Source organism: Pseudomonas sp. NBRC 111133, assembly GCF_001320605.1.
In the GTDB taxonomy this organism is placed as follows: Bacteria; Pseudomonadota; Gammaproteobacteria; order Pseudomonadales; family Pseudomonadaceae; genus Aquipseudomonas; species Aquipseudomonas monteilii.
The window spans coordinates 22,291-34,609 of sequence record NZ_BCBJ01000125.1; the positions used below are offsets into that span (position 1 = coordinate 22,291).

Annotated in this window: 10 protein-coding genes and 1 pseudogene; 4 read left to right on the forward strand and 7 right to left on the reverse strand. The window is 51.7% G+C overall.

The features are described from left to right. Positions 1–61: 61 nt before the first annotated feature. The 6 genes from APH36_RS27230 to APH36_RS27255 all read right to left on the reverse strand — a co-directional run bounded on the left by APH36_RS27230 (position 62) and on the right by APH36_RS27255 (position 7,389). Entirely contained in the window at positions 62–1,429 is a 1,368-nt protein-coding gene (locus APH36_RS27230; protein WP_238396984.1) for an MFS transporter, read from the reverse strand. A gap of 37 nt (positions 1,430–1,466) precedes the next feature. Further along, entirely contained in the window at positions 1,467–2,132 is a 666-nt protein-coding gene (locus APH36_RS27235; protein WP_060501426.1) for an RraA family protein, read from the reverse strand. Between the two features lie 2 nt (positions 2,133–2,134). Further along, positions 2,135–2,950: a carbon-nitrogen hydrolase family protein gene (locus APH36_RS27240; RefSeq protein ID WP_060501428.1), complete on the reverse strand. Its 816-nt coding sequence runs from the start codon at positions 2,948–2,950 to the stop codon at positions 2,135–2,137. Positions 2,951–2,991: 41 nt separating this feature from the next. Next, positions 2,992–3,897 carry a LysR family transcriptional regulator gene (locus APH36_RS27245; protein WP_060501430.1) on the reverse strand — a complete coding sequence of 302 codons (906 nt, stop codon included), beginning with the start codon at positions 3,895–3,897 and terminating at the stop codon, positions 2,992–2,994. A gap of 429 nt (positions 3,898–4,326) precedes the next feature. After that, positions 4,327–5,679 (reverse strand): OprD family outer membrane porin, encoded by a 1,353-nt coding sequence (locus APH36_RS27250; protein WP_060501433.1) that lies wholly within the window; start codon positions 5,677–5,679, stop codon positions 4,327–4,329. A gap of 837 nt (positions 5,680–6,516) precedes the next feature. Continuing rightward, positions 6,517–7,389, reverse strand: coding sequence for a TauD/TfdA family dioxygenase (locus tag APH36_RS27255; protein ID WP_060501435.1), 873 nt, complete (start codon positions 7,387–7,389; stop codon positions 6,517–6,519). Between the two features lie 249 nt (positions 7,390–7,638). Between APH36_RS27255 and APH36_RS27260 the strand changes: the two genes are divergently transcribed. After that, positions 7,639–8,529, forward strand: a complete 891-nt coding sequence (locus APH36_RS27260) for a LysR family transcriptional regulator (RefSeq protein ID WP_060501437.1) — start codon at positions 7,639–7,641, stop codon at positions 8,527–8,529. Positions 8,530–8,716: 187 nt separating this feature from the next. Here the strand turns inward: APH36_RS27260 and APH36_RS27265 are convergent, their stop codons facing one another. Then, positions 8,717–9,055 (reverse strand): hypothetical protein, encoded by a 339-nt coding sequence (locus tag APH36_RS27265; protein WP_060501439.1) that lies wholly within the window; start codon positions 9,053–9,055, stop codon positions 8,717–8,719. A 97-nt stretch (positions 9,056–9,152) separates the two neighbouring features. Between APH36_RS27265 and APH36_RS27275 the strand changes: the two genes are divergently transcribed. The 3 genes and pseudogenes from APH36_RS27275 (at position 9,153) to APH36_RS27285 (ending at position 12,295) form a co-directional block, all read left to right on the forward strand. Then, a protein-coding gene (locus APH36_RS27275; protein ID WP_115294165.1) for an IS3 family transposase occupies positions 9,153–10,303 on the forward strand; the annotation gives its coding sequence in 2 pieces (ribosomal slippage) (positions 9,153–9,387 and positions 9,387–10,303; 1,152 coding nt in all). A 9-nt stretch (positions 10,304–10,312) separates the two neighbouring features. Continuing rightward, positions 10,313–11,197: pseudogene (locus tag APH36_RS27280) on the forward strand (ImmA/IrrE family metallo-endopeptidase); the annotation flags it as partial. A gap of 264 nt (positions 11,198–11,461) precedes the next feature. After that, complete coding sequence (locus APH36_RS27285; RefSeq protein ID WP_231567882.1) at positions 11,462–12,295, forward strand: hypothetical protein; 834 nt, start codon at positions 11,462–11,464, stop codon at positions 12,293–12,295. The last annotated feature ends 24 nt before the right edge of the window (positions 12,296–12,319 follow it).

Consider the following 12,319-nt stretch of genomic DNA (forward strand, 5'->3'; position numbering starts at 1 on the left):
CGTCGCCCCCTCCTAACCATGTTGATTGCTCAAAATGCAGGAGTCGAAGACGCTATGTGGCTCAGTAGGATGCTCCTGCCCTAGCGGTGGGCTTAAAACCGCTGATACGGCTGGAAGGCAGCTTCATAATCACCAGGGCCGACACGACAGCAGCAGGGATGAGCAAGAACGCTGGGGATGCCGCAACTTTTGTTACAGAGATCAACCACGTCGAGATCATCGGTGCGAAACCGCCAAAGCAACATACTGCCAACGTGTATCCCACGGTCATCCAGGTGTTGCGCAGGCGAGTTGGGAAAATCTCACAGATAGTTGCTGGCCCTGGGCCTGAGTACATTGCAAACAGTGCGCTCAAGCAACATTGCAGCATGACAACCTGATGGAAGCTTGCACCACCAGACATCATGCTCAGAATCGGGTAAGCCAGTGTAGCTGTACCGACGCAACCCAGGAGGAGCAGCGGCTTGCGCCCGAATCGGTCGGACAGAGCGCCCGCAACCGGAATCAGCATGATCTGAAGGAGCAGTGCAATGTTGCTAGAGATCAGTGCTTCAGTCCTGGTGAGACCTGCGTGACTCTGCGTGTAGGTTACCATGTACGCAGAAACTAGATAGGATAGAGTCGTCCAGAAAATGGTGAAGCCAAATGCTTGCAAGCCAAGTACATAGGGCTTGGTCTCGGTCGGATTTACCACTTCCGTTTTACTATTGACGTACTCAGGGGTCTCTTCGGCATGAGCCCTCAGGAACAGACTGAAAGCAAAGATCGCCAAACCGCCAGCGATGAATGGAACTCGCCATCCCCAGTCCAAGAGGTCTTCAGCAGGGATCAGCAAGAGAGCCGAGGCCACCAGGGATGCCAGCAGCGCCCCTCCAGAAGAGCTGACGCTCTGGAAGCTTCCAAAAAACCCTTTTCGACCTGCCGGAGACCACTCTACGATGTAGGAGGCAGATGTACCCCATTCGCCACCTGCGGCGAACCCTTGAAGGCATCTCAACACCACCAACAAAATCGGCGCACCAACACCAATAGTTTCATAAGTCGGAATCAAACCAATACCAATACTGCCGATGGCCATGCAAATAATCGTCAGCAACATCGCGGGCTTGCGCCCTCTCCTATCACCAATTCGACCAATTACGAAGCTACCAAGCGGCCTGGCGATGAAGCCGGCGCCGTAAGCCGCAAACGTCTGCAGCAAGGATGTTGTTTCATCTACGTTTGGAAAGAACAACTTAGCAATGGTCGTAGCAAAAAATGCATAGACTGCAAAATCGTAAACTTCCAACAAGTTTCCACTTCCAGAAGTGGCCACGGCGAACCAGGTTTTTCTGGTAGATATTGTTTTAGTCATGATTTTTCTTCTATCGAGTGATGGCACCGCACGTAATTTCACCGTACGGGGCATTGATTCGTTTTTATTTTCCATCCCGCATAGCAAGGTTTGAAGCGCGAATCAAATCCGGCTACGCATCTGCTTCTACAATCGCTGTCGCACCCGACAAGTCGCCGAGCTTTTCCCCTTCTCTGATCCGTCGGCAGTTCTCTACACCTCGAACCTGTTTAGCCAATGCTGTTTGCACAACGTCATCAACTTCTGAAGGGCTCAAGACAAGGACTCCGTTCTCATCGCAGATCACGATGTCGCCGGGACATACAGCCACACCACCACAGGAGACAGGCATGTTCAACTTGCCGCCCAAGCCATAGATTCGAGTTGTGATCGGAGACACGCCGCGACTCCAGACCGGGAAATCATGCTCTTGAATTTCATGTGGGTCGGTACACATGCCGTCAATGACTGCGGCGCTTGCACCAGCAGTCACAGCTGCCTGCGTGACCCCTCCTCCCCAGCAAGCATGCTTGCGATCACCCAAACGATCGATCACCACAATGTGACCCGGCTTGATCAAGCTGGTGGCGTAGTGCAACAACGTAGAATCTTGAGCAGGAAGTGCCAAAGTGACCGCCGTACCCACGACGCGCTTACTATTACCCAGCGCTTGAATTTCGCCATCCATGAATCCCCAGTGACGAAGATGACCAACGGTAGCGGTCTCGACCTCAAGTAGAATTTTTTCCAGCTCAGGGCTGATTGGATCCGGCATATCGCCTATGAGGAACTTTTTCATTTTTAAAGTACCTTGTGGGAGGCAAGTGGAATTTGCTTGCGAACTGCTGCAATGCGCTCAGGTTCGATATTTGCAGTCACATAGCCCACGCCATCGGACGCTTTGGCGATGATATGCCCCCAAGGATCGCAGACGAGTGAGTGGCCGTAGGAATAGCGAGTCTCACCCGACTGTTCAAATGGGCCCGTTTGACCTGGAGCCAGGAAGTAGCACTGTGTTTCAATTGCCCGTGCGCGACAGAGCACATCCCAGTGGTCTTTGCCCGTTTGAAGCGTGAATGCTGCTGGCAGCACGATGACGTCAGCACCCAATGCAACAAGCTTTTGGAAAAGCTCTGGGAAGCGGATGTCATAGCAAATGGCAAAGCCATACTTCAGACCGTCAATATCGACTACCGTCACCTCGGTACCTGGCGCTACTGCGCTGGACTCGCCATAGCGCATACCGTCCGGGGTTACGATATCGAACAGGTGGATCTTGCGGTAACGACCCAACTCATTACCTTTGGGATCAAAGACGACGGAGGTGTTGTAAACGCGACTGCCGTCTGGAGTGCTTTCGTAGAAGCTACCGGTGTGAACGTAGACGTTGCAGTCCTGCGCAAGCTTTCTGCACATCTCATACGCCGGCCCACCAGTGTGAGGCTCACCAGCTGCGATCTTTTGCTCAGGCGTACCGCCAGCCCAATCAAAGTGCTCAGGGAAGACCACCAGACGTGAACCGTCGCGATCAATTGCCTCTCGCGCAAGACGATCAGCTTCGGCCAAGTTAAACGCCTTATCCTGTACCGAATTCACCTGAATAAGAGAAACTTTCACAATCAACCCTCACTATTTTCTTAACACTTGAGGCAGGTGCCTCAGGAACATTCACCCGACACACTTTCCGAATATAATTGCGTCAGATATTGAACTAGCGCATGCGCCGCCCTGTTTGGATGCACAGACGATGAGGTGATAACCCCAATCTTAAGTGCCAGCGACTTTTCCAATTCAAAGGATTGAAGCTGACTGTCAGCCCGCTCCATTAAGCTGAAACTACTTACAAAAGTAACTCCGAGGCCGCCTCTGACCAACTCAATAGCTGTGCCAGCTCCACCGACTTCGATCGTATAATTAGGCGTCACTCTAGCCTCATGGAACCATTGATCGACCATTGGCCGTATGAGTCCATTTGATTTGAGCCCTACTAGGGGGACTCCCGCCAGCTGCGCAGCGGTAACTGTCGAGGCTTGCGAAATTTGAGCAGTGGGTGACGCCACACAAATAATTGGGCTGCTAAACAACGTCGAGCTTTGGTCTTCGAGACCACTCGAGATCGACAGTATGCCGAGATCTGCCTGACCTGAATTGACTCGATGGGTAATGAGCGCTCGATGCTCAACGTCCAAGTCAATTTTTATGCCTGGATGCAACGCTGCAAATTTTCCAATACCGTTCACAATCCGCCCAGCGGACAATGCTTGGGTAATGAGGATACGCAACTCAGCGTTGCCATAATTCGCGATTTTATAGGCTACTGCCTCTACGGACTCGAGCCCTTGATAGAGCCGGTCAACCTCGGCTAGTAACTGGATTGCCTCTGGCGTTGCACTAAGCTTTCCTCCTTGCCTGCTAAAAAGGGGAAAACCAACGGCAGTTTCGAGACCAGAAATCATATAGCTGATCGCAGGCTGGGTCACAGCCATAGCCGCACTAGCACGTACCATGCTGCCCTCCCGCATGACCGTCCTAAATGCTTCGATCTGCCTTAATTTAATAGGCATATGTACTCCCTATCGCAGACGGTTTTTTTGATATCCGTCGCGCTCAGAAAATATCCTAACCATCTGGGAGATTTAGCCTGGTACAACCAGGCTAGACCTTACAGAGCGCATCCTCAGCGGTTGCCTACGTTGCGTCCTGCAGTGCTGACTCAGCCCCTTGCATCCATTAGTGGGGCAGATCCGACTGGGCTGACTGCCCTTGATGAATGCTATGGGTTCAGTTTGTGGCACCTAGACCATCATAGATAATCAAAAAATGGCACCACCCTATAATTTTTCCTTATACGCCATTCCAGCACAGCGTCAGCATCGTCACTGAACACATGAATTCAGCATTCTACTTACTGTCACGGCAACGAACGAAATCACTGATCAAAACAACTTTAAGAGCGATGACTTCGAACGCCACCCAGACATAGCTAACCGGCTTTACCAGAGCGCATAAGTATAGTTAACGAAAAGCCGAACTTGATCCTGATCCTTCAATGTCGAGGCCGGTAGCTCTGTCCTAAAGATACCCTTACGGAGGGTAAAGCCAAGCCCCTTGAATGTTCCAGACTGCACAACATAATCTAGACGGTAGTCACTTTCCCATTCACTGTATCTACCTGTCGTCGTATTACCCGTACCGCGAATATCTTTACCACTTACATATGTCCAACCCGCCTTTAGACCCGGAACACCCAAGGCTGCGAAATCGTAGCTATAAATACCAAAGGTTGAATTTTCGCCCGCACGAATGAAGCTGTTCACCATAACGTCAGTGTAGAGGTACAGCGACTGAACGCCCCCCTCACCCTCTGGTCGACCTCGACCGTCGACCACATTGCTGCTGTTGACCGTTGCAAAGCCAGATTTATCACTGACTTGTTGATGCCCCAAGGTCAGCGCGTGCCCTCCATCTTTGTAGGTGAAGGCCAGCGACCAAGTTTTATTGTCGATCTTCCCATTTTCGTTATAGCCGGTGCGCATGGCATAACGGCTATCCGTGCCGTTCTTACCGTCAGAATCGCTCTTAAAGTACCTTAAGTCGGTCGTCAACGATCGACCAACACCAATATCAAGCGAATGAATTAGCCCGAAGAAGTTTTGATTGTAGTAATCTTCTAGCTGGGCATGGTAGTACTGCAGCTTTAAGTTTTTTCTGACGTTCCAATCACCTCCAGCAAACGTGAAACCATCACTACCCTTGCTCCCTCCGCCAGCGATTCCTGCCCAGTTGCTGGATGCTCGACCAATAGCACGATTCAAAAATCCGCCGGTCAGGGTGATGTTGTCGAACTCATTAGACGTCACTGCAGCCCCTTGGAAATTTGCAGACAACAGGCGACCGTCGTTTGAAATGAGCACAGGAAGATTGAAGGCCAGCGCATTACCAGCCTTTACTTCGGTCTTCGAGTATTTGAAGCGAGCGTTTCCTCCGATTCTAGACCAGTTATCGACAGGAGAACCGTCAGTCTTTACCGGGGAAACAGTATTTACCGTGGAAACATCATGTGGTGAACTGCCACCGTTTAAGTTGAACCCTGCAAGCGCCTGCAAATCTAGCCCCAGCCCTACCGCTCCCTGGGTGTACCCCGACTGGAAGTCAAGCCTCAGCCCCGTCAATGTTTGCCGTTGATCCACGCCACCGGTACTCCTTTGATCCCCATCGTAGTACAAGGTGCGAGAACTGATGGACGCCTTACTATCGTCAAGGAAACCTACTGCGTAGCCTTGTTGGGCCAGGGTGCCGCATGCAAAAGCAGCCAGTATTTTTTTTACTTTTGTCACCACTGCCACTCCGTCTCTATAAACTCTACTTATTGTTGATTGGCATTTTTTATATGTTTCGTTTGGCGCACAAATAAACCTCACCCACATACAATGGATTTCAATTTCCCTATTGAGCATCTGATACGCACACAACAAAATAGCAAGATCGGTGCCAGCATAGTGCTAAGCCCTTTGTTTACGGGCCTATTAAATTTTCATTTACTCCCGACTATTACCTATACACATAGGCTAATGCTGTAAAGCTATACTTTCATCAAAGTCAACGTAGACATCCGTATCATCACGCACTATCCCGAAGCGTCGTGCGCCATTGTGGTGAGTAGGAGTGTTACCCTAGCCGCCTGTACGTAACGACTCAGGATTGATTCTGTGCAGGTATGTTTGAACACATTTGGAAAGGTAAGCTCAAGATGTGAACTCTTAGCGCCCAATCGAGTAAACAGAGTGGCCCGCACGAAAAAGGCAACCCCTATAAACCGATGGAGATTCGGCAATGACTCAGGAGTGGGAAGGAAACGGAAATTGACTCGCTGTGCGGGAGCCTTAGACGAACGACGGTCGTGGTGCACTGTGTGCACCCTGTCATCACTTGAAGGTTAGTCAGAAAGGAGGTTGGTGCTTTTTTGAATGAGGCGGGCTATTAACATCCAGAGCGAAACTTAATTATTGAGACCTGAACACATGTAATTGGCTACTCACAAAGTGGTTAGCCAATTACCAGGCTTATCATAGAAAGCGAAGAACTTGAACTTTATACCCCCGAAACTTGACCCGGCATAGGTACAACTCGAGAAAAAACCAGGCCAAATCAGGGCTAAGGAACTCACAACCTTAATTCACCGCTTACACTGGACGCTCACCTGCAGTGGTAGTGCGGTGCATAATGCGAATGTGCTCAGGGCTGAACGAGTCGCGACGATGCATGGTGCAGCGATTGTCCCACATAACCATGTCACCAAGACGCCACTTCTGGACAAACACCTCACCTTTCAAAGTGTGCTGCCACAGCTGGGCAACGAGATCGTTGCTTTCATCCATTGGCAAACCTACGATCCAGGAGTCTTGCTCTCGCACACCCTTTGCCCCCAAGAACAGAGCTTGCCGACCACTGTCTCCATGCACCCGTACGAGCGGGTGAACAATCCCTGGCCATTCACGGATATCGTCCGATTTGGGCAGCTGTCTGTTCAGACGCAGATCGCCCGCCGAGTCATAGACGCTCTGGAAGAAAATCTGCCGGCCTTTGACTGCATTGAGCAAATAGGAAGGTAGGGTCTCGTAGGCCTGATACATCGATACCCAATAGGTGTCACCGCCGGTGGGCGGAAGTGCAATGGCCCGCAGCAACGCGCCTGCAGGTGGACGCTCGTAAAACCACGTATCGGTGTGCCAGGTCGCTTCGCTGTTGCCCAGAGCACCCGAGGGCTTACCATCTTTTGTGGTGTTGGCGATGACCAGAATTTCTTTTTGCGTCGGATGAGCGCCCTCTTGCAGCTGCTTCGGGTGAATAACCGCTTCGCCGAAGTGGTGGGAAAATTTGATGTGCTGCTCATCGGTGATGTCGATATCGCGGAAACGGACAATCCCGTACTGGAGCCAGATCTTGCGCACTTCGGCGATATCTTGAGCATCGTAGTCGTTGAAGTCGAACCCTACGATGTCCGCACAAACGCTACTGCCGTTTGGAATAGTCGTGATCTTGTTCTTGGTCAGCATGCTCTTTTTCCTCACGAGCTGAAGGTTAGGATCGAGCCCCTAAGCTATCGTCCGATCAGACAGGCATCCAATAATAATAATCAATCATTAATCATAAAATACTATCAATCACCTGCGCGATTGAGACAGCAGGCCCGGTGGGACACAGATCGCTGTCTAGCACCATTACTCATCCAATGAAGTGATCAATCAATTTGACATTCATCCGCTTTGCCTATAAATCAAGGGCAGCCACCTTGGGAGCAGACAATGGATTTACGGCAAATCAAGACCTTCCTGGCCGTCGCGGAAGAATTGCATTTTGGCCGAGCGGCCATCCGGCTGCAGATCGCCCAACCAGCCGTGACGGCTCAAATTCAAGCGCTTGAGAAGCAGCTCGGCGTTCCACTACTCACACGGTCAACCCGACGCGTGCAATTGACAGAAGCTGGGATGCTTTTCAATTCACGGTGCATCGACATTTTGCGTGACATCGACCGCACCTGCCTTGCTACTCAAGCAGTCGCAGGTAAGGACATCAGTCAGATCACTATCGGTACCATTTATCCTGCAACGTTCGGTGTGCTCCCCGATTTCATTGCGAGAATCAATCAACGCTTCCCAGATGCTCGAATCCATATTCACAACGGCAACACGGTGGGCATCGTCAGAGAGATAGAGCGTGGCAACATAAATCTCGGCTTCATTCGCCCAGTCGAAAACATTGGTTCTCTACGCTGGCAGTCCATCCATCGTGAAAAATACTTGCTAGCAATCGCACGGAAAAACCCACTGTGTGCTAAGAGCTCCATCACACCAGACGATTTGCGGAAGCAGAAAATAATTGCGTTCTCAAGGGCGTACAAATCCGAGACCGATGAGAATTTCCCTGAGGAATTCAAGAAGTACGACCTGAATCAGCGCGTGATTTACAGCTGTAACGACACCCAAGCGATGCTGGCCATGATAACCGCAGGGATTGGTGTAGGGTTCGTTCCCGAATGGGTTAAATCCATTCCCGGGCAAAACTTTGAGCTGCGCGAGGTTGATGGGCTCGAGCGATACATTGGACTGGGCTTGGCGTGGAGCGTCGATGACCCAACAGTCAATAGGGACAGCATTATTGAGCTATGCCGATCGCTTATTGACAGCGAAGCATGAGAATCAAGCCTCAAGGTTTCTTCTTCTACCGTAGGCCTGAAGTTATCGTGTAGCTCGGTTTTTTGCCGACTGTTCCGCTATGTCGTAGACGATGACCGTACTGCAAAGCAGTGTGAGGTCGTGAACGCACAGCGTGCAGCCCACTGGCGCCGTAGCTCCGCTCATGTCGTGACGTAGACAGCGCAGATCAGTCCCGCCTAACCAGTAACATCGCCGCCATGCTTTTCAACTGCCCTCTGACATACCAGGTTGGATCTGCCGAAGGGTCTGCCTCCAGCTTGATGAAGCAGTCCAGCAGTACCTGTAGTTCTTCACTGAGGCGCCCCAGCCCTTCATCGCTCAGTCCCACCTCACCTGCCGATTGAGACACAAGGCGATGCAGCTGCACCTGTTGATGCTGACGAATCTCCGAGATCGATGATGCTTGAGCATCACTCAAATGACGTAGCTCCGCCCTCGCCAGCTTGGCCAGATTTCGGCTTTCAGAAACGTATGCAGATACCTTTTCCCAGAGATGAGCATTCATTTGTACTGGGCCGGTGCATTTGCTCAACGCCCTGTGAATCGCCCCTGGTTTCGTAGACACGTCCAAGCCTCATAATGAGGCCCAAATAGGAGGTGCCATGAGTCGTCAGCGTTACCCTGAAGAATTCAAGATCGAAGCGGTCAAGCAAGTGACCGAGAAAGGCAAGCCTGTCGCCGATGTTGCCCAGCGTCTGGGGATGTCCGTTCACAGCCTTTATGCCTGGATCAAGCTCTACAGCAAGCCCCAAGAACAGCGTCAGCAAGACGATGATCAGCAGGCTGAGCTGCGGAAGCTACGCGCTGAACTCAAACGCGTGACGGAAGAGCGAGACATCTTAAAGAAGGCCGCCGCGTACTTTGCCAAGGAGTGCGGCTGAAGTACGCCTTCATCAAGAAGCACTCGACGGATTACCCGGTACGTCGCCTTTGCCAAACCCTCAAGGTGCATCCCAGCGGCTACTACGCCTGGCTGGCTGAGCCTCAGTCTGCCCGAGCCCAAGAAGACCAACGGCTACTTGGCTTGATCAAGCATGCTTGGCTGGAGAGTGGCGGCGTGTACGGCTATCGCAAAATTCACGATGACCTGCGTGAGCTGGGAGAAACCTGCGGGCGAAATCGGGTGGGGCGCTTGATGCAGACAGAGGGGCTGCGTTCGCAAACGGGCTATCGGCGGCGCCCAGGATTTTATGGCGGGAAGCCAACTGTAGCCTCGCCGAATCACCTTGCGCGGCAGTTCAAGGTCAGTGAGCCGAACAAGGTCTGGGTGACAGACATCACATACATTCGCACCTATGAAGGATGGCTGTACCTGGCGGTAGTGCTGGATCTGTTTTCCCGCCAAGTGATTGGCTGGTCAATGAAGCCCAGGATGTGCAGCGACCTAGCTATTGACGCATTGCTGATGGCCCTATGGCGCCGCAAGCCACAGCAGCAAGTGATGATACATTCAGACCAAGGCAGTCAATTTAGTAGTTCGGATTGGCAAAGCTTTCTGAAGGCCAACAATGTGATCAGCAGCATGAGCCGACGGGGAAACTGCCATGACAATGCCGTAGCCGAGAGCTTCTTCCAGCTTTTGAAGCGGGAGCGAATCCGACGAAAGATCTACGCAACGCGTGATGAAGCCCGAAGTGATATTTTCGATTACATCGAGATGTTTTATAACACTAAACGCCGACACGGCAGTGCTATGCAGCTGTCGCCAGTAGAGTATGAGAAACGCCATTTTCTGAGCTTGGAGAGTGTCTAGAAAACCAAGGGCGATTCACTCGAGCAGTGCCACTTTCGAAGCGTGCGTACGTCGACCCAGACCCTCAAAAAAACCATCGCGGCTCAGGTAGAGATGTTTGAGTTGCTGGTTGATGAATTGGATAAAGAGGTAGCGTTCCCCGCAGTAAACTTCCACGCGATCGAGGATCCGGTTTCCGGCGCAGGGAAAATCGAGCAGGTAGCCGAGCAATTCAGAAGAGAACAAGGGATAGGCTTGGGCCCCTTATCGAGCGTAACCAAGCTCGCAGAAAAGATAGGCGTACTCGTAGTGAACCTGGCAGAGGCGGATGATCGAATCGATGCATTCTCGTTGTTCAACAAGCGACCTCTCATTGTTCGAAACACTTCGAAGGTCAACCCTGGGAGACAACGTTTCGACCTCGCTCACGAGCTAGGTCATCTGGTGATGCACCAAGGCATCGAGACAGGCTGTCATGCCACTGAAGAGCAAGCTAATCAGTTCGCCAGCGCATTGCTGATGCCGCGGGCTAGCTTCGCTGCAGAGTTCCCTGCGATGAAAGGCAAGTATCTGAATTGGCCAGCATTAAAAGATCTCAAGCTCCGCTGGAAGGTTAGTTTCAAGGCCTTGATTTATCGTGCTCGTGCTTTGGATCTGTTGACCGCGGATCAGGCGAAAAGCGGATTCACGTACCTCGCTCGGAAAGGTTTTACCAAGCACGAAGAGTTCGATGAGCTGATTCCAATGGAGTCTCCCCTCCTCGTCCAGCGTGCCATCGATCTTTTTGATTTGTCGACATGGAACCGGGTACTCGCCGGTGCAGGACTGACAAGTGAGATGGTTGAAAAACAATTCATGCTCAAGGTACCTGTCTCACCTTTGCGGTTGGTAAAAAACATCCAGGGTCAAGCCTGATTCGGCCAGGCCATGCTGGGCCGCCACTTCATGCTGCAGAGCCCATCATTGGCTGGTAAACCTTCAGGTCAGCGTGTGACGCCTTTACAGCGAAAGGCGCTTGCCATTTTTTGAGTTGAGACACCGTTGATGCGATTTTTTTTGGATACAAACGTTTGGAGCTACATCGCAAGTGAAGGCGCTGGCAGCGATCTCGCCAAGTGTGCACGGATAGCAGGAAATGAAATCGTTGTCTCCCCGGCTGTAGTGGACGAGGTACAGCAGATGTCCGATGTGGAAGGCCGTCGCAGACTGATCCAGTTGGTCACTGAGAAGGGCTGGAAGCGACTAATGCCTGAAGTGTTCAGCGAGTGCGCTGAACTTAAATCGGAGATCTTCAGGTTACGCCCCGAATGGCGCATTGCCGAGCCGAATATGAAGGAATTCAACCGGGTCAGGTATGACTGGGTGAGGCCTAAAAAGGGGTTCTGGGATCGCGCCCGTCGAGGCGTCGAAACCGCTGCAACGAACGAGAGCGTTCGACGAGATGAGGAAGAGCGATTAGCTGTCGATCAGTCCTTTGCCATTAGAGAGCGGTTAAAGGATGTCAAAAAGCCTGGCGGTGAAACCCACCTGCAGTACGCCGGCCACATGCCTGAGGCCGGTACACCTGGATGGTCAGGGAAAGCAGTTCACTACTGGCGGGCGCCAAGCCTACATATGTTCAAGACTGAGCTGCAGGTGTATGAGAGTGCGGTCAGCGAATGGCTCGACAGTGATATTGACGTACATGCAATGCTTTCTTCCCCGGAGTCCATGAATCGACTATGGCTGCATGAATTAGACCCTGCATTGGTTCCTCGCCAGTGGTTACGTGGATCGTTCGAGTTTCTCCAAGCATGGCACAAGGTCACAACCGGCACGCCTGGTGACGCCCGTTTAGCGACGCATTTGGTTGACGCAGATGTAATAATTTCGGCTGATAAAAATTTCGTCCGTTTTGCAGAACGCTGTAGAGCGGAAGCACCATTCAAAATTGGTAAGACCGTACGCGCCCAAGCCCATCGCCCAGGTGTCGATCAAGTGCTTAAATGGGTCTCCAATGAATCCCCCGTATGACTATCCGTCCTAACGTCTAAGGAA